The sequence below is a fragment of the Ferrovibrio xuzhouensis genome, assembly GCF_042648965.1.
GTDB lineage: Bacteria > Pseudomonadota > Alphaproteobacteria > Ferrovibrionales > Ferrovibrionaceae > Ferrovibrio > Ferrovibrio xuzhouensis.
This window is the reverse complement of the sequence record NZ_JBHRYJ010000005.1, coordinates 112,671-130,408: the sequence shown is the minus strand read 5'-3', so window position 1 is coordinate 130,408 and position 17,738 is coordinate 112,671. Positions and strand designations below refer to the sequence as shown.

Below are 17,738 nucleotides of genomic sequence, written 5' to 3'. Positions count from 1 at the left end.
CCTCTCTTGCGCCCGTGGGTCCGGTGGATTAGCCCTAGAGGCGACGACAAAAACCATTCCCCTCCCAGGGGGCCAATCGAGGACTCCGAGACATGGATCTGCAGCTTTCCGGCAAGGTCGCCATCATAACCGGCGCAAGCCGCGGCATCGGCCGCGCCATTGCCGAAACCCTCTCCGCCGAAGGCATGAAGCTGGTGCTGGCTGCCCGCTCGCGCGAGCCGATGGAAGACCTGGCGAAGAGCCTGCCGACCGAATGCCTGGTGCAGGCGGTCGACCTGCGCGACCCGGCCGTGCCAGCCGCCGTGGTGGCCGTCGCGAAACAGAAATTCGGCGGCGTCGATCTCGTGGTCAACAATGCCGGCGCCACCAAGCGCGGCGATTTCCTGGCACTCACCGACGACGACTGGGCCGACGGCTATGCCATGAAGCTGTTCGGTGCCATGCGCCTGAGCCGCGCCGCCTGGCCGGACCTTGCCGCCCGCAAGGGCGGCATCATCAGCATCATCGGTGTCGGCGGCCGCACCGGCGCGGCGGAATTCGCCATCGGCGGTTCGGTCAACGCGGCGCTGATGAACCTGACCAAGGTGCTGGCCGACCGCGGCATCACCGATGGCGTGCGCGTCAATGCCATCAATCCCGGTGCCATTGCCACCGAGCGCCTGCAGGTCCGCATCCGCAACTTCGCGAAAGAGCAGGGCATCGACGAGGCGGAATCCGCCCGGCGCCTGCCGCGCGCCATGAACATCGCCCGCTTCGGCGAACCGCGCGAGATCGCCGAGGCGGTGGCTTTCCTTGCCTCGCCGCGCTCCGCCTATATCCAGGGTGCTATCATTGACGTCGATGGCGGCGTGACGCGCACCCTGTGACGCGGCCCGGGCTGTTCCGCATCGCCGGCTGGCGGCTGCTGCCGCTGGTTGCCCTGCTGCTGGCGCTGCAGCTCGGCGCCTGCGCGCCGCGGCTGCAGCCGCCGGGCGATGCGGCGCTGCCGCCGGCACTCGATACTGCTGCCGGCGACTGGCGGGCCGATGACGGGCGGGTGCTGCCTCTGCGCAGCTGGCTGCCGGACGGCAAACCGAAGGCGGTGATCCTCGCCCTGCATGGCTTCAACGATTACGGCATGGCCTTCGCAGATCCCGGCGCCTGGTGGGCGCAACGCGGCATCGCCACCTTCGCGCCGGACCAGCGCGGTTTCGGGGCCGGGCCATATCACGGCTACTGGCCGGGCGGGCAGCGCATGGCCGATGATGTCGGCGACCTGACCCGCCTGCTGCGCAAACGCTATCCCGGCGTGCCGCTCTACTGGCTCGGCGAGAGCATGGGCGGCGCCGTGGCGCTGGCCGCCTGGCAGGACGAGACGGATCATCCAGACGGGCTCGTCCTGTCGGCGCCGGCGGTCTGGGGCCGCGCCAGCATGCCGCTGCTCTATCGCGCCTCGCTGTGGCTGGCGAGCTACACCATACCGTGGAAGACCTTCACCGGGCAGGGCCTGGACATCCAGGCCTCCGACAACATCCCGATGCTGATCCGGCTCGGCCGCGACCCGCTGGTGATCAAGGCGACCCGGGTCGATACCATCCATGGCCTGGTCAACCTGATGGACATGGCCTCGACCGTGCGGCCGCAGGGCGTGCCGCTGCTGCTGCTCTATGGCGCGAAGGACGAGGTGATCCCGCGGCCGCCGGTGGAAAGGTTCGCCGAGGCCCTGCAGGCGGCGCGTCCGTCCGGCCTGCAGATCGCGGTCTATGGCAACGGCTGGCACATGCTGCTGCGCGATCTCGAGGGCAAGACCGTATGGCGCGACATCGCCGCCTGGATCGCCGATCCGGCGCTGGCGGCGCTGCCGTCCGGGGCCGGGCGGAAAGCCCTGCCGCTATTTGCCGGCGCCGTGCCGGCGCGCTAGAGGCCTGCGCCGTGCCGGCGCGCTAGGCGGACGGCGGCGTTTCGCCGGCCACGGTCGCCATGGCCTGCTGTTTGCCGGCGCGCAGCGCGCGGGTGTTGCGGATGAAGTTCTTTGCCAGGCCGTGATAGAGCGGCGTCGGGCAGATCAGCCGCGAAGTGGCAAAGGCCAGCATCGAGGCCGCCATCAGCGGCAGGATCATGTTATGGCCGCTGGTCATCTCGAACACGATGACAAACGAGGTGATCGGCGCCTGCACCACGCCGGCGAGGTAGCTGACCATGAACAGCAGCACGATGGTGCCCGGGTCGATCTGCGGCAGCAGGGCGGCGAGGTTGGCGCCGAAGCCGGCGCCGATCGACAGCGACGGCGAGAAGATGCCGCCGGGAATGCCGCAGATCGCCGACAGGGTGGTGGCGACCATTTTCAGGATGCCGTACTGCCAGGGCAGGGTGCCCTCGCCGAGCAGGATGGTGCGCGCCTCGTCGTAGCCGGTCGCGTAGGTGTGGTTGCCCGACAGGATGCCGCAGATCGCGGTGCCGAGGCCGCAGAGGGCGGCAAAGGCGATCGGATGCTGGCGGATGAAGCTGCCGAGCCGGCCGCCCGGGCCGCCCAGCACGAACAGCAGGATGCGGCTGAAGATGCCGCCCAGGAAGCCGCCGACGACGCCGCAGAGCAGCACGGCGGGAATGTCCTTGTAGCCGGTCAGCGAGATATTGGCGTGGCCGAAATAGACATAGTCGCCGAGGAAGAACAGCGACACGAGGCCGGCGGCGATGATCGAGCCGAGCACGAATCCGCTCATGCGATGCTCGAAGGAGCGGCTCATCTCCTCGATGCCGAACACGAGGCCGGCCAGCGGCGTGTTGAAGGCGGCGGCGATGCCGGCCGAGGCGCCGGCCAGCACGAGGCCCTGGTGCTTGCGGAAACGACCCTTGCCGAGCGTATGCATGATCGAGGCGCCGACCTGCACGGTGGGGCCCTCGCGGCCGACCGAGGCCCCGACGCCGAGCGCGAAGACGGTCAGCAGGATCTTGCCGATGGCGATGCGCAGCGACAGCAGGCGGCTGCGGTCATCTTCATCCGAGAGATGGCGGGCCGCGATCGCCTGCGGAATACCGCTGCCCTGCGAATTCTGGAAATAGCGCCGGGTGATCCAGAAGGAGAGCGCCAGTCCGGCCGGCGTGACCACCAGCGGCGCATAGGGGGAGATGCCGACAAGCAGCTTGAACAGGTGCTGCGCGTAATCGGCCGCCCAGGCGAAAGCCACCGTCACGATGCCGATCAGCAGGCCGCCGATCCAGAAGATGCCCCGCCGCTGCCAGATGTAGCGGTTGAACCAGATGCGACGCAAAAGATGAGTGCTGTGGGACATCGGAAGTCGTATTTCGGGCTGTGGAACGGGGAGGGCCGCGCTGGACGCGCTGTTGCGGCCAGTATTTGCCCGATGCGCCGGCATCGCAAGCGCAGCGGCATGAATTTTTGCCGATTTGCGCCGCAATTTGCGCGACGATTTGCCGCCTGAGCCCGGATTCAGCCGCCGCGTGGCGGCGGCAGGGCCGCGATGGCATCGGCGGCGGACAGGGTCTCCAGCGTGGGCCGCTGCAGCAGGCGAACCCAGTCGCCGCGTGGCGAGACCTTGCGCGGGTCGGATTCTGCCGAATAGAGCACCAGCGACGGGCAGCCGGCGGCGGCGATGATATGCATCGGTCCGGTGTCGTTGCCGACGGCCAGTGCGGCACTGCGGGCCAGCGCCGCCAGCTCGGCGACGGAGGTCTGTCCCAGCAGGCTGACGGCGGCCGGACAGGCGGCGGTGATTGCGTCGATCGCCTGCTGTTCGGCGCGCTGGCCGATCAGCACCGGGGTGATGCCGCGACCGGCAAGATGACTGGCCATTGCCGCGAAGGCGGTCGCCGGCCAGCGCTTGGCCGGGCGGTGCGGCGCGCCACCGGGCACCAGCAGGGCATAGCGCGGCGGCAGGCCGTAGCGGCCGGTATCTGCGGTCAGGAACGACAGGTCGGGCAGGCCGGGATCGGGGATGCCGACCAGGGCGAGCTGGCGCCGGCGATGCTCGGCGATATGCACCGGTTCGACCGGGTCGGGAATATGATGCCGGCAGCCCGCCGCGTTGCCGACCCAGCGGTCGCGCGGCGATCCCATCAGGCGGTAATAGATACGGCGGGTGCGCTGGCTGCCCTGCAGGTCGTAGATGCGGCTGAAATCCTCGCTGCGCAGCAGCCGGGCCAGCCGCAGCAGGGCGCCGGGCTGCCACAGCTTCGGCCGGCTGTCGGTCCAGATCGCATCGAAGCAGCCGCTGGCGCGCGTCAGCTCGACATAGGGTGCGGTGGTCAGCAGCACGATCCGTTCGCCCGGATGATGCGCCCGGATCGCACGAAACAGCGGCAGGGCGAGGATCATGTCGCCGAGCGCCGAATGCTTGATGACCAGGATCGTCATGATCGTGCTATGCCGACTTGTCGGTCGCAGCCTGCTGCGCGATGCGCGTCACGCCGGCCACCACGCCCAGCGCCGTCCACACCACCATGGCCGGCCAGTTGCTGAAGAAGCTCTGGGTGGCGGCGACGGGGAACAGCGTGACGATCAGGCCGCCGCAGAGTGCCGCGCCGGTCAGCCGCCGGTCCGGTCGCGTCCAGGTCAGCCGCAGCACCGGCCAGACCAGCAGCGCCACGAAGGTCACAAAGCAGATGAACCCGACCAGCCCGCTTTCCGACAGCCATTCGAGGTAGATGTTATGGGCGTGGGGATAGCAGGCATCATGCAGTCCCGGCAGGGGCGTTTGCTGGCAGGCGAGCTGGAAGTTCTTCATGCCGCTGCCGGTGAGCGGGTTGCGTTTCCAGATGCCAAAGGCCACGCGAAAGATCTCGCCATAGGGCGATACCCAGAAATGGTCGACATCGGTCCAGAAATCGCTGACCCGCTCCTGCACGTTTCTACTCAGGGTGTACAGCAGCAGAAAGGCGGCCGGCACGGCAGCCAGCAGCAGCAGCCCGTAGAGGCGCAGTTGCCGGGCGCGCAGTATGACAATGCCGGCGCCGAACAGCACCGCCATCATGGTCAGGATCGCTGCCGTCCGTTCGCCGCTGAGGATAATGAAGGCGAAAGCGACCAGCGCAAAGCCGGCGAGCAGCACAAGCCGGCTGGCCGATATCCGCTTGCTCGCCGCCAGCGTCAGGGCGGCAGCCAGCAGCGGAAAGCCCATGCGTGCGGTGAACATGCCGATATTCGGGCGGTCGAGCGGACCGGTCAGCCGTTCACCGGTGGCGATATTGCCGGACAGCGAGGTGCCGGTCAGCAGTTGCACATAGCCGTCGAGCATGCCGAGCGCCAGCGTAACCGACCAGAAGACCAGCAGAAACTTCAGGTCGCGACGAGACCGCAGCAGCCAGGTCGATGTGCCGGCGAAAAACATCACAAAGCGCAGCCACAGCAGCGAGCGCGAGAAGGAAACGCCCGGATCGAGCGCCAGCGGCGAGATGACCAGGTTCAGCAGCAGCCAGGTCACCAGCAGGATGGCGATGCTGCGCTCGGTCAGGTTGCTCCAGCGCCGCTCGGCAACGGTGACCCACAGGAAGGACAGGCCGATCACCGCCATGATGACCTCGGCGCCGCCGCGCGCCAGCAGCAGGGCGGCCGGCATCAGGCCGAGCAGGACCAGGTTGGCATGCCGCAGGCGCGCGAAACGCTCCGCGCTGGCCGGCAGGAAAAAGGACATCATCAGGCAATCGCTTTTTCTGAAGGAACGGGGACCCGCCTGACACCGTCGAGGGCAGTAAAAGCTATTGCAATGCGTGCCAGTGTCGCGTCGGAAGGCGGGGCCAGGCCTGCCTTCGCCCCGGCATAACCGAGCAGGATGCCAAGCCGGACATCGCCGAGCAGGCCGGCACGCAGGGCCTTCCAGGCCGCCGACAGGCAGCGCCGGCGCAGGGCGGCGCGGATGCCGGCGGGCAGGTCCGGGCGGTCGCGCAGCAGGTTGTAGGCGGCGAAGAAGCGGTCGTGATGCTGTTGCACCTTGTCGGTCGACAGCCGCGAGGCCGCCGCCGGCGCGTAGCCGGTGGTTGCGCGCAGGTCGACCATGCGGCGCGCCGCCGCCGCCAGCCGCAACGGCAGCGATTCATCCTGGATGAAAATGCGCGGGTCGCAACCGCCGGCGGCGTGGAACACAGATGTCTCGACCAGCCAGCTCATGCGCACGAAGCCGCGCCCGGCCAGGATATCGGCCAGCGGGGCGTCGAGTACGGCGAAGTCCGGAGTGCCGCCGACCGGCGCCGGCGTCAGATCGGCGGCCGGTCGCTCCGCATCGCGGATCTTGCCATGCACCATCTGCGCGCCGGTACGCTCCATCAGGGCCAGCATGACGGCGACGGCGTCGGGCGCGATCAGTTCGTCGGCATCGATCAGGCAGAGATGGCGGCCACGCGCCGCGGCGGCGCCCTGGTTGAGCCGGATACTGGGACCGGCATTGCGGTCATTGGTCATCACGGTCATGCCCGGCAGCTGCGTCGCCAGACCCTGCAGCAGCGCGACCGAGCCATCGGTAGAGGCGTCATCGACGAAAATATACTCGGCCTGCGGCGCTGGCTGCTGCGCGGCCAGCGCGCGCACCACGGCCGGCAGGACATCGGCCTTGTTGTAGACCGGAATGACGAAGCTGATATCCGGAGCGGATGCCATGAGGGCAGGCCTGGGCGCTGGGCGGAAACGGGTGAAGGCCGGATTACAGGGGTTTCCGGCATTTGACAAGCAAGGCAGCCTGCCGGCCGTCGCCCAGGTGCCAGGGCCGGGCGATCAGGGCCGGGCGATCAGGGTCAGGCGATCAGGTTGATCGATTCGGCCGGCGGTGTCCGCGCGGGGGAAAATCCGCCCTCGGTGATCGGCGGCGGGTGGAATTCGCGCAGCGAGGCCTCCTGCTCGGCACGGGCCTTGTCGGGGCCGCCGATGGCGCCGCGGATCTTCAGCAGCTGCTGCATCATCGTCTCGGCGCCGGCCGGCTGGCCCGAGGAGACCACCTCGGCGAGCGACTGCGGACGCACGCCGACGCCGTAACTCAGACTGGCCATCTGGGTCGGCAGCTTCGGATATATGGCGGTCACATCGCTCATTAAGACATTTTTTACCATGAAAACGGCCGGCCGGGTAGGGCAGTTCTGGCGCGGTTGACACCCGGCCCGCTGCCCGAGCAGGCTGCCGGCAAGGCCGCGCGCACAGGCGGCCACGGAGGAAACCATGGCCTGGCAACTCGACCCCGCCGTCGTGCTGCGTCACGAGGTGCATTTCGGCGACCGCGTGCTGCGCTGCTTCGCCGATCGCCCGCCGCACAGTTTTGCGATGTTTGCCGATACCGTCGCTGCGCGGCCTGGTGCCGAGGCGCTGGTCTGCGGGCCGGTCCGCCTGACCTATGCCGAGCTGGCGGTGGCCGCCGAAGCCCATGCCGCCGGTCTGGCCGCGCTGGGGATCGGCGCCGGCGACCGGATCGCGCTGCTGCTGGGCAACCGGGTCGAATTCGTCGTCGCGCTGCTGGCGGCCTTGCGGCTCGGCGCCATCGCCGTGCCGCTCGGCACCCGGCTGCAGACGCCGGAGATCGCCTATATCCTCGATCATGCCGGCGCCGTCGCGCTGGTGCACGAGGCCGATCTCGCCGCGCGCCTGCCGCCTGATGCTGAAACCCCGCTGCTGCGCCATCGCTTCTCGGCCGGCGGCGACTGTGTCGGCGCGCGGCCTTTCGCCGATCTCGCCGCGGGTGGGGCTGCGCCGCCACTGGTGCCGCCGGCGGAGGATGACACGGCGGTCATCCTCTACACCTCGGGGACCACCGGGCGGCCCAAGGGCGCCATGCTGTCGCACCTCAATCTGGTGCATTCGACGCTGCATTTCCGCTATTGCATGGATCTCGGCGCCGAGGATCGCATCCTGCTGGCGGTGCCGGCCAGCCACGTCACCGGCCTGGTCGCGGTGATCATGACCGCCTGGGCCTGCGGCGGCGCCATCATCATGATGCCCGAGTTCAGGGCGCGCGATTTCCTCGCGCTGGCGGCACGCGAGCGGCTGACCTACACCGTGATGGTGCCGGCGATGTATAACCTGTGCCTGCTGCAGCCGGATTTCGACAGTTACGATCTCGGTCCCTGGCGGGTCGGCGGCTATGGCGGCGCGCCGATGCCGGAGGCGACGATTGCCGCGCTGGCGCAGAAGCTGCCACGGCTTGGCCTCGCCAATGCCTATGGCGCCACCGAGACCAGTTCGCCGACCACCATCATGCCGGCCGCGCTGACCGCCGCCAATCTCGACAGCGTCGGCTGGACGGTGCCCTGCGGCGAGGTGATCGTGGTCGACACAGATGGCCGCGAGGTGCCGCCGGGCGCGACCGGCGAGATCTGGATCCGCGGCGCCATGGTGGTCGGCGGCTACTGGAACAACCCGGAGGCCACGGCGCAGAACTTCACGGCCGGCTTCTGGCATTCCGGCGACATCGGCTCGGTGGATGCGCAGGGCTTCGTGCGCGTCTTCGACCGGGTCAAGGACATGATCAACCGCGGCGGCTACAAGATCTTCTCGGTCGAGGTCGAGAATGTGCTGGGCTACCACCCGGCGGTGCTGGAAAGCGCCATCGTGGCGCGGCCCTGCCCGGTGCTGGGCGAGCGGGTGCATGCCTTCGTCGCCCGCAAGACGCCGGACGGGGTGGACGAGGGGGCGCTCCGCGCCTTCTGCGCCGCGCGGCTGGCCGACTACAAGGTGCCCGAGACCTTCACGCTGCTCGACGAGCCGCTGCCGCGCAATGCCAACGGCAAGCTGCTCAAGCGGGTGCTGCGCGACACCCTGCTGGCGGGGACCTGACCGGCGCAGAACCCGCCAACCGGCCGGCTGACCGGCCGGTTGTCCGCGCCGGGCGGCATTTTCGCCTTGACGGCCGCTTTCTCAATGGTAGATTGTCAACAATCGACAATTGGTGGGGCAAATGCAGGCAGCCGCGGTTCCGTCGTCTTCCCAGCCGCTGGCCCGGCTGTCCAAGAGCACCTTCCGCGAGCACATCGTCGAGCAGCTCCGCGCCGCCATCCTGTCGGGCGAGTTGCCGCCGGGCAGCCAACTGGTCGAATCCGGGCTCGCCCATCAGTTCAATGTCAGCCGCGGCCCGCTGCGCGAGGCGCTGCGGCAGCTGATCGAAGAGGGGCTGGTCGTCACCGTCCCCTATACCGGCACCCATGTCATATCGCTGTCGGTCAGCGACGTGCGCGAAATCCATTCGATGCGGGTGACGCTGGAATGCTTCGCTTTCGAGCAGGCCTGGGAGCGCCGCGACCAGGCCTTCCGCGACGAGCTGCTGCGCCGCCATGCCGTGCTGGTCGGCACCATCGACGACGGCGACGACCGCGCCAGCATCCTCGCCGAACTCGAGCTGCATGGCCTGGTCTACGAGGCCAGCGGCCATCGCCTGCTGCAGCGGACCTGGAGCAGCCTGCGCGGCCGGCTGCAGCTCTACTGGGCGGCGCATCACCGCGCCCACGCCATCCGCGGCCCGAAACGCGAAGGCCACGAAAGCTATGTGGCCGCCGCACTCGGCGACGACCTCGCCGCCATGCGGGCGGAACTGGTCGAGCATATGCGCCGCGGCGGCGAGCAGACCGAGAACTTCCTGCGCGCCAGCGGGCAGGCCAGCAACGAAAAACCCGATAGACAGGAGAGCTGACATGACGATCGACCGCCGCACCCTGATGACCGGCCTTGCCGCCGCCGTCGCCGGCCTGACCCTGGCCACGCCGCGGCTGGCGCGCGCCGATGCCGATACGCTGGCGCAGATCAAGCAGCGCGGCAGCCTGCGCGTCGGCGTCACCCAGGCGCCGCCGTGGTATTCCAAGGACCCGAAGACCGGCGAATGGTCGTCCGGCGTCGGCGTCTCGCTCGGCAAGGCGATGGCCAGGGCGCTCGGCGTGAAGTTCGATCCGGTCGAGGTCACCTGGGGCACCGCCATCGCCGCCCTGCAGAGCAACAAGATCGACATCATGTACATGATGGATGCGACGCCGGAGCGCGCGCAGGCGGTCGATTTCCCGAAAGCGCCGCTGTTGTACTATTCGCTGGCGGTACTGGCCAAGGATGGTCTCAAGGTGAAGACCTGGGAAGACCTCAACAGGCCCGAGGTGCGTATCGCCGTGCCGCAGGCCAGCAGCATGGACAAGTTCCTCACCGAGCATGTCGCCAAGGCCAGCATCGAACGCTTCCCCGGCAACCAGGAGGCCATCGCCGCCTTCCAGGCCGGCCGCGCCGATGCCGTCTGCCTGTTCCACCCGCCGCTGCTGGCCGCCCGCCAGAAGCTCGGCACCGGCAACATCATCGTGCCGTCGCCGGCGATGTCGCAGGCCTCCAGCGCCGCCGTGCGCAAGGATGACGACAAAGCCTTCGTCAACTGGGTCGACAAGGAAATCGCCGGCTATTACCAGAGCGGCCAGACCGAGAAATGGTACGAGGAGTTCCTCGCCGGTTTCGGCCTCGACCCGAAGACCGTGCCGCCGGTGATGAAGGAAATGCTGAAGTAACCGGCGCGTCCGGATGTATCACTGGGACTTCTGGCCGGTCATCGCCAATGCCGACCTGCTGTTCCGCGGGCTGCTGAACACGCTGGCGGTCACCGGAACGGCGCTCGCCTTCGGCGTGCCGCTCGGTCTGGCGCTGGCGCTGTCCCGCCTGTCGGGGCGGCGCTGGCTGTCCTGGCCGGCGGGCTTCGTGATCGAGGTGTTCCGCACCACGCCGCCGCTGGTCCAGCTGTTCTGGTTCTTCTTTGCCCTGCCGCTGCTGATCCATGTCGAGATGACGCCCTTCGTCGCCTCGGCGCTGACCTTCTCGATCCAGTCGGCGGCCTTTTTTGCCGAGGTGTTCCGCGCCGGCATCGTCTCGGTCGAGCGCGGCCAGTGGGAGGCGGCGCGCGCCGTCGGCATGACCGGGCGGCAGTCGCTGCACCGGATCATCCTGCCGCAGGCGGTCAAGCGCATGATCCCGGCCTTCATGGAACGCGCCATCGAGCTGATGAAGACGACGACGCTGGTCGCCACCGTCTCCTACGCCGACCTGCTCTACCAGGCCAACGAACTGGCGCAGAAGACCTTCCGTCCGCTTGAAGTCTTCACCGTGGCGGCGCTGATCTATTTCGTCTTCATCACCATGGTCAGCGTCTTTGCCCGCCGGCTCGAACGCCGGCTGGCGGTCAGCGGCGATTCCACGGTGCAGTGAGGGCAGAGGGGGCAGGGCCATGGGCTATCACTGGAATTTCGCACCGGTCTTCGAGAATGCCGACGCCCTGCTGGTCGGCGCGGTCGGCACCCTGCGGATTTTCGTCATCTGCCTGCTGCTCGGCCTCAGCCTCGGGCTGGTGGTCGGATTGGGCCGCTATTCCCGGCGCCGCCTGCTGAACTGGCCGGCCACCGCCTTCGTCGAGTTCTTCCGCAACACGCCGGTGCTGGTGCAGATCCTGTGGTTCTATTTCGCGCTGCCGATCCTGCTGCCCTTCGAGATCAGCCCGCTGCTGGCGGCGACGCTCGGCATCTCGCTCAACTCGGCGGCCTTCTCGGCGGAAATCTACCGCGCCGGCATCCAGTCGATCGAGCCCGGCCAGTGGGAAGCCGCCCGCGCGCTCGGCATGAGCCCGCTGCAGGTGATGCGGCGCATCATCCTGCCGCAGGCGATCCGCCGCGTGCTGCCGGCGCTGACCAACCGCGGCATCGAGATCTTCAAGATGTCGACGCTGGCCTCGGTGGTCGCCTATGTCGAACTGCTGCAGCAGGGCAAGCTGATCGCCTCGCTGAATTACAACCCGATTGAGACCTACAGCGTCATTGCCGTGGTGTTCTTCCTGTTTCTCTATCCGCTGGTGCGCGCGACCTATCGGCTCGAACGCATCCTGTCCCGCGGCGACTGAGGCCCGATGATGACCGAACCCCTGCTGCGCGTGAGCGGACTGCACAAGAAATTCGGCAGCTTCGAGGTGCTGCGCGGCATCGACCTCGACGTCGCGCCGGGCGAGCGCATTGCCATCCTCGGCGCGTCGGGCTCCGGCAAGAGCACCCTGCTGCGCTGCCTGAACTTCATGGAAACCCCCAGTGCCGGCACCGTCACGCTGGCCGGCCGGGCGATCGGCAGCGAGCGCCAACGCCGCGACGGCAGCATCGAACGGGTCTATGCCGAACGCGAGCTGACCCGGGTGCGCCAGCGCGTCGGCATGGTGTTCCAGCAGTTCAACCTGTTTCCGCATATGACCGCCGTCGGCAACGTCATGGAGGCGCTCCGCACCGTGCGCGGCGTCGATGCTGCTGCCGCGCGCGAACGCGCCATGACCGAACTCGCCCGCGTCGGCCTCGCCGACAAGGCGGACCAGTATCCGGCGCGGCTGTCCGGCGGCCAGAAGCAGCGCGTCGCCATTGCCCGCGCGCTCGCCATGGACCCCGAGCTGCTGCTGTTCGACGAACCGACCTCGGCGCTCGACCCCGAACTGGTCGGCGAGGTGCTCGGCGTCATCCGGTCACTGGCCGACGAGGGCAGGACCATGCTGCTCGTTACCCACGAAATCGGCTTTGCGTATCACGTCGCCACCCGCGTGCTGTTCGTCGCGGATGGCGTGATCCATGAGGCCGGTACGCCTGACGAGGTGCTCAAGCACCCGCGCCGTGAGCGCACGCAGGCCTTTCTCGCCCGCCACCGGGAATTCAGCCTTTAACCCTGTCCGGACTCGCAACCATGACCCAATCCGCCACCCAAAGTGCCCAGTCCTACATGGACGATCCCCGCAACGCCGACGTGCTGGTCTACGTCAACGGCGACTACTTCCGCCGTGACGAGGCCCGCGTCTCGGTCTTCGACAGCGGCTTCGCGCTGGGCGACGGCGTCTGGGAAGGCCTGCGCCTCGTCAACGGCAGGCTGATCAGCCTGGAGGCGCATCTCGACCGGCTGTTCGAGGGCGCCGGCTCGATCGCGCTCAACATCGGGCTGGGGCGCGACGGCATCCGCGCCGCCCTGCTGGAAACCCTGAAGCGCAACGACATGCAGGACGGCGCCCATGCTCGCCTGATGGTCACCCGCGGCGTGAAGAAGACGCCGAACCAGGACCCGCGCTTCGTCATCGGCGACGCCACGGTGGTGATCGTCGCCGAATACAAGACGCCGCGGCCGGAACTGCGGGCGCGCGGCCTGTCGCTGTTCACCTCGACCTTCCGCACCAGCGGCCCGGACGTCTTCGACCTGCGGCTCAATTCGCACAGCCGGCTCAACCTGATCCAGGCGCTGATCCAGGCGATCAATGCCGGCGCCGACGAGGCACTGATGCTGGACCCGCGCGGCTTTGTGGCGAGCTGCAACTCGACCAACTTCTTCATCGTCCGTCGCGGCGAGCTGTGGACCTCGACCGGCGGCTGGAATTTCCGCGGCATCACCCAGCAGACCGTGCTCGACGCCTGGCGCGCCGCCGGCTGGGTGGCGCGCGAATGCGACTTCACGCTGGCCCAGGTCTATGCCGCCGACGAGGCTTTTGTGACCGGCACGCTGGGCGGGGTGACGCCGGTGACCCGCATCGACGGCCGCGTGATCGGCGACGGCACGCCCGGTCCGCTGACCCAGGCGGCATCGGAGCTGTATCTGGCGGAAGCCCTGCGTCGCTGACGCGGGCAGGGGGCGGCATCGGGGCTGCTGCATCGGCAGTCCCGGACGTCGTGCATTTTTCCGAGGGAGAAAATGGTGGGCGGTACTGGGATTGAACCAGTGACCCCAGCAATGTGAATGCTGTGCTCTACCGCTGAGCTAACCGCCCGACCGGGACGGTGCGCAAAGGCCGGCACCGTCTGGATGGGCAGCGTATAAAGACGCTGCCGGGGAGTGTCAAGCCGTCTCCTTAGGCCTGCCGGATCAGGCGGTTAGCAGCCCGCCTAGTACAGCCCGCCGGTGCCGGAAATGGCGCCGGCCCCGGCGCTGTCGCCGGCGCCGCTGATCCCCTCGTGCTCGTCCATCGAGCCGTCGAGCACGCTGCCATGCTCGCCGGGCTGCGGTTCGGTGCCGGGGCGGAAGGCTTCGAGGATGACATTGCGGTCGCCCGGCGGCGGCAGTTCGCCGGTGCTGGCGTCGACGCGCACCAGCCGTACGCCCGGCGGCACGCGGAACTGGATCGCCGGCTTGCCCTTCAGTGCGGTGCCCATGAATTCCTTGAAGATCGGCACCGCGATGGAGGCGCCCTGTTCGTGCTTGCCGAGGCTTTTCGGCGTGTCGTAGCCGGTGAAGACGCCGACCGCGAGGTCGGGGCTGAAGCCGATGAACCAGGCGTCGTTGCTGTCGTTGGTGGTGCCGGTCTTGCCGGCGAGCGGGATGCCGAGCTCGCGGATGCGCACGCCGGTGCCGCGCTGCACGACGCCTTCGAGGATCGAGACGATCTGGTAGGCGGTGACGGGATCGATCACCTCGGGCCGCATGTCGGGCAGGGCCGGCGTGCTCTGGCCGTCCCATGGCGCGGTGCAGCCGGGGCAGGGCCGGTTGTCGTGGCGATAGATGGTATGGCCCTGGCGGTCCTGGATGCGGTCGATCAGGGTCGGCGTGATCTTGCGGCCGCCGTTGACGAATTCCGAATAGGCGGTGGTCATCTTCAGCAGGGTGGTCTCGCCGGCGCCGAGTGCCATCGACAGGACCTGCGGCAGGTCCTCGACCACGCCGAAGCGCTTGGCGTAATCCGCCACCTTCTCCATGCCGACCGCCTGGGCGAGGCGCACCGTCATCAGGTTGCGCGACTTCTCGATGCCGATGCGCAAGGTCGACGGGCCGTAGAACTGCTTGGTGTAGTTGCCCGGCTTCCACAGCGGCAGGCCGGGGCCCTGGTCCATCACGAAGGGCGCATCGAGGATCAGGCTCGACGGCGTGAAACCGTTGTCCAGCGCTGCGGCATAGACGAAGGGCTTGAAGGCCGAGCCGGGCTGGCGCTGCGCCTGGATGGCGCGGTCGAACTGGCTGACGCGGTAGTCGAAGCCGCCGACCAGCGCCAGCACGCGGCCGGTATGCGGGTCCATGGCGACCAGCGCGCCGCCGACGTCGGGCACCTGGCGCAGGCCGTAGCCGTCCTTCGGCGTGGGCCCCAGCGGCTCGACCGCGATCACGTCGCCCACCTTGACCACCTCGGCCGGCTTTTTCGGCAGCGGCCCGAAGCTGTCGGTGCCGAGCTTCTTGCGGGCCCAGCGCAGGCCGGCATAGGGCAGCTTGCCCTGGCTGCCGTCGGCGAAGCCGATTTCGGCGGCATCGTCGGTGACGCCGAGCACGACGGCCGGCTGCCACGGCGGCAGCACGCCGGGGATGCTGCCCAGCTCGCTCAGCCGGCCGGGCCAGCCGACATCGACGGAGATATGGTTGAGCGGGCCGCGCCAGCCGCCGGCGCGGCGGTCATAGGCCTCGAGGCCATCGCGCAGGGCTTTCTCGCCGATCGCCTGCAGGCGCGGGTCCATGGTGGTGCGCACGCTGAGGCCGCCCTCGTAGAGCCGCTTCTCGCCGTATTTCTGCGCCAGCTCGCGGCGCACCTCTTCGGCGAACCAGTCGGCGCGCGCGACGTCGGATTCCGGACGGGCCACCACCGTCAGCGGGGTGGCCAGCGCCTCCTTGGCCTGGTCCTGGGTGATCACGCCGTCTTCCAGCATGCGTTCGATCACCCAGTCGCGGCGCGCCTTGGCGCGGTCGTGGTGGCGCACGGGGTTATAGTTGCTCGGCGCCTTGGGCAGCGCGGCGAGATAGGCGGCTTCCGCGACGTTGAGGTCGTAGAGCGACTTGTTGAAGTAGGTCAGCGCGGCCGACGCCACGCCATAGGCACCGCTGCCGAGATAGATCTCGTTGAGATACAGTTCGAGGATCTTGTCCTTGGAGAAGGCGCGCTCGATGCGGAAGGCGAGGATCGCCTCGCGGGCCTTGCGGCCGAGCGAGACCTCGTTGCCGAGCAGGAAGTTCTTCGCCACCTGCTGGGTGATGGTGGACGCGCCGACCGGCCGGCGGCCCTGGGCGATGTTGCCGAGGTTCTGCACGACGGCGCGGGCGATGCCGACCGGGTCGATGCCGGCGTGCTCGTAGAAATTCTTGTCCTCGGCCGAGATGAAGGCGTGCTCGACCAGCTTGGGGATCGCGTCGACCGGCACGAACAGCCGGCGCTCGCGGGCGAATTCGGCGATCAGGCGGCCGTCGCCGGCATGCACCCGGGTGGTCACCGGCGGTTCGTAATCGGCAAGCTGCTGGTAGTCGGGCAGGTTGCGGCCGAAATACCACAGGCCGCCGAGGCCGGCGATGGCGGCGCCGAGGCAGGCGATGATGGCCAGGACGACCAGAAAAATGAAATGACGCAGCAGACGCATGACGGTACCGGCTTCTCCGGACTGGTGTTCCCCGGACTGGTGTGTTCCCCGAGCGGTGGTCTCGGCGGGCGCAACTGGTACTCCCGGCCGGGCCGCCTGTACAGCGGCATGTGGCCCTCAGATGCGGCATTAATGTGGCGCGAATAGGGCGGTGCCCGGCGCGGTTTCCGGCGGTTTACCGGTCGTCGACCCCGAAGAACCGGTCGATGGCCGCGACCACCCCTTCGGCCAGTTCGGCGCGGCCGGCATCGGAGAACAGCAGGGCCTCGTCGGCCGGGTTGGACAGGTAGCCGAGCTCCAGCAGCGCCGAGGGAATGTCGGGCGCCGACAGCACCTTGAAATTGGCGGCGCGCAGCGCGTTGTGGCGGAGCGTCAGGCGGTGGCCGAGGCTGGCGGTCAGCAGCCCGGCAAAGCGGCTCGACAGCCGGCCGGTATCGCGCGAGGCAAGATCCAGCAGGATGGCGACCACCTCGTTGACGTCCCTGGCCGGCGCGCCTTCGGCCAGCTGGTCGGCACGGTTCTCGCGCAGCGCCAGCGCTTCGGCATCGGTGTCGCTGGCATCGTCGGCGCGCACATAGACGCTGGCGCCGCGGGTGGCGCGGTCGGCGGCCAGGCTGTCGGCATGGATCGACAGGAACAGGTCGGCCTCGTGGCGGCGGGCCAGCGCGACGCGGTCGCCGAGCCGGATGAAACGGTCGGCCTCGCGGGTCATCAGCACGCGGTAGCGATGGGTCTGGCGCAGCCGGGTGGCGACGGCGCGCGCGATGGCCAGGGTGACATCCTTCTCGTAGCGGCCCGCGGCCGAGATGGCGCCCGGGTCCTGGCCGCCATGGCCGGGGTCGAGCACCACCAGCCGCAGCCGGCCGGGCGATACCGGCGGTGGCGGCAGGATGTCGGCCGAGCCGGCCAGCGGCAGGGACACCGGCGCGGCGAAGGCGGCCTGCCAGGCCTGCGGATCGGCCGGGCGCAGGTCGATCACCAGCCGGTCGCCGACTGTGCCTTGCGGCGGCAGGCGGAAGGCACGCTCCACCACCGCGGGTTCCACCAGGTCGATGCCGAGGCTGACCTGGCCGGCGCTGTCCACCGGCAGGCCGAGGCCCGCCACCAGGCCGGCGGCGCGGCTGCTCGGCACTGCGGCGTCCCAGCGGGCCTGGCTGAGGGTCAGCACCAGGCCGAGCCCGTCCGCGGCGGCGCTCAGGCTGCCGTTGAGCGGGCCGTCGGCTTCCACCACCAGCCGGGTCAGGCCGGCATTCAGGCCAAGCTGCAGCCCGGTAACGCGCAGCGCCGCGGCGCTGGCGGCCCCGGACAGGAAAAACAGCGAAAATACAAATAAAAACAGCTTGTTAATCGGAAAACCCCCGGCCGGACCGAATCCGCGCGCCCTGTGACGAGAAAGACCTTGTGGGTCAGCCCCATGGCAGCGTACCATGCCGGCGCGAATATCCGAGTCAGATCCCGCCGTCCTGCCAGGGTTT

The 17,738-nt window shown here is 68.8% G+C and carries 16 protein-coding genes and 1 tRNA gene; 9 read left to right on the top strand and 8 right to left on the bottom strand.

The genetic code is table 11. The annotated features are described in order from the left end of the window. Positions 1 to 92 precede the first annotated feature (92 nt). Positions 93 to 866, top strand: coding sequence for an SDR family oxidoreductase (locus ACFOOQ_RS19295; RefSeq protein WP_379729291.1), 774 nt, complete (start codon positions 93 to 95; stop codon positions 864 to 866). After that, positions 863 to 1,900: an alpha/beta hydrolase gene (locus tag ACFOOQ_RS19290; RefSeq protein ID WP_379729289.1), complete on the top strand. Its 1,038-nt coding sequence runs from the start codon at positions 863 to 865 to the stop codon at positions 1,898 to 1,900. The genes ACFOOQ_RS19295 and ACFOOQ_RS19290 overlap by 4 nt, the downstream gene beginning before the upstream one ends. 22 nt (positions 1,901 to 1,922) lie before the next feature. Here ACFOOQ_RS19290 and ACFOOQ_RS19285 read toward each other — a convergent pair whose 3' ends face one another. From ACFOOQ_RS19285 to ACFOOQ_RS19265, 5 genes are all read right to left on the bottom strand, one after another. Next, positions 1,923 to 3,272, bottom strand: a complete 1,350-nt coding sequence (locus ACFOOQ_RS19285; protein ID WP_379729287.1) for a chloride channel protein — start codon at positions 3,270 to 3,272, stop codon at positions 1,923 to 1,925. A gap of 158 nt (positions 3,273 to 3,430) precedes the next feature. Then, on the bottom strand, positions 3,431 to 4,354 hold the full coding sequence (locus ACFOOQ_RS19280; protein WP_379729285.1) for a glycosyltransferase family 9 protein: 924 nt from the start codon (positions 4,352 to 4,354) through the stop codon (positions 3,431 to 3,433). A 7-nt stretch (positions 4,355 to 4,361) separates the two neighbouring features. Further along, positions 4,362 to 5,633 (bottom strand): O-antigen ligase family protein, encoded by a 1,272-nt coding sequence (locus tag ACFOOQ_RS19275; protein WP_379729284.1) that lies wholly within the window; start codon positions 5,631 to 5,633, stop codon positions 4,362 to 4,364. Then, positions 5,633 to 6,589 carry a glycosyltransferase family 2 protein gene (locus ACFOOQ_RS19270; protein WP_379729283.1) on the bottom strand — a complete coding sequence of 319 codons (957 nt, stop codon included), beginning with the start codon at positions 6,587 to 6,589 and terminating at the stop codon, positions 5,633 to 5,635. Before ACFOOQ_RS19270 ends, ACFOOQ_RS19275 begins: the two co-directional genes overlap by 1 nt. A gap of 134 nt (positions 6,590 to 6,723) precedes the next feature. Beyond that, complete coding sequence (locus ACFOOQ_RS19265) at positions 6,724 to 7,017, bottom strand: hypothetical protein (RefSeq protein WP_379729282.1); 294 nt, start codon at positions 7,015 to 7,017, stop codon at positions 6,724 to 6,726. A gap of 124 nt (positions 7,018 to 7,141) precedes the next feature. On the opposite strand from ACFOOQ_RS19265, the gene ACFOOQ_RS19260 reads away from it, so the two are divergent. The 7 genes from ACFOOQ_RS19260 to ACFOOQ_RS19230 all read left to right on the top strand — a co-directional run bounded on the left by ACFOOQ_RS19260 (position 7,142) and on the right by ACFOOQ_RS19230 (position 13,555). Continuing rightward, entirely contained in the window at positions 7,142 to 8,749 is a 1,608-nt protein-coding gene (locus tag ACFOOQ_RS19260; RefSeq protein ID WP_379729280.1) for a class I adenylate-forming enzyme family protein, read from the top strand. A 121-nt stretch (positions 8,750 to 8,870) separates the two neighbouring features. Beyond that, on the top strand, positions 8,871 to 9,599 hold the full coding sequence (locus tag ACFOOQ_RS19255; RefSeq protein ID WP_379729278.1) for a GntR family transcriptional regulator: 729 nt from the start codon (positions 8,871 to 8,873) through the stop codon (positions 9,597 to 9,599). A gap of 1 nt (position 9,600) precedes the next feature. Then, positions 9,601 to 10,446, top strand: a complete 846-nt coding sequence (locus tag ACFOOQ_RS19250) for a transporter substrate-binding domain-containing protein (protein ID WP_379729277.1) — start codon at positions 9,601 to 9,603, stop codon at positions 10,444 to 10,446. A gap of 13 nt (positions 10,447 to 10,459) precedes the next feature. After that, positions 10,460 to 11,137, top strand: coding sequence for an amino acid ABC transporter permease (locus ACFOOQ_RS19245; RefSeq protein WP_379729276.1), 678 nt, complete (start codon positions 10,460 to 10,462; stop codon positions 11,135 to 11,137). A 19-nt stretch (positions 11,138 to 11,156) separates the two neighbouring features. Then, positions 11,157 to 11,822 (top strand): amino acid ABC transporter permease, encoded by a 666-nt coding sequence (locus ACFOOQ_RS19240; RefSeq protein WP_379729275.1) that lies wholly within the window; start codon positions 11,157 to 11,159, stop codon positions 11,820 to 11,822. 6 nt (positions 11,823 to 11,828) lie between these two features. Continuing rightward, positions 11,829 to 12,617 carry an amino acid ABC transporter ATP-binding protein gene (locus tag ACFOOQ_RS19235; protein WP_379729274.1) on the top strand — a complete coding sequence of 263 codons (789 nt, stop codon included), beginning with the start codon at positions 11,829 to 11,831 and terminating at the stop codon, positions 12,615 to 12,617. A gap of 20 nt (positions 12,618 to 12,637) precedes the next feature. Then, a complete protein-coding gene (locus tag ACFOOQ_RS19230) occupies positions 12,638 to 13,555 on the top strand; it encodes an aminotransferase class IV (RefSeq protein ID WP_379729273.1) in 918 nt (305 codons plus the stop codon). A gap of 73 nt (positions 13,556 to 13,628) precedes the next feature. On the opposite strand, the gene ACFOOQ_RS19225 is transcribed toward ACFOOQ_RS19230, so the two are convergent. From ACFOOQ_RS19225 to ACFOOQ_RS19215, 3 genes are all read right to left on the bottom strand, one after another. Beyond that, a tRNA-Val gene (locus tag ACFOOQ_RS19225) sits at positions 13,629 to 13,703 on the bottom strand. A gap of 115 nt (positions 13,704 to 13,818) precedes the next feature. Next, entirely contained in the window at positions 13,819 to 16,263 is a 2,445-nt protein-coding gene (locus tag ACFOOQ_RS19220; RefSeq protein ID WP_379729272.1) for a penicillin-binding protein 1A, read from the bottom strand. Between the two features lie 175 nt (positions 16,264 to 16,438). Beyond that, complete coding sequence (locus tag ACFOOQ_RS19215) at positions 16,439 to 17,692, bottom strand: N-acetylmuramoyl-L-alanine amidase family protein (RefSeq protein WP_379729271.1); 1,254 nt, start codon at positions 17,690 to 17,692, stop codon at positions 16,439 to 16,441. Positions 17,693 to 17,738 lie beyond the last annotated feature (46 nt).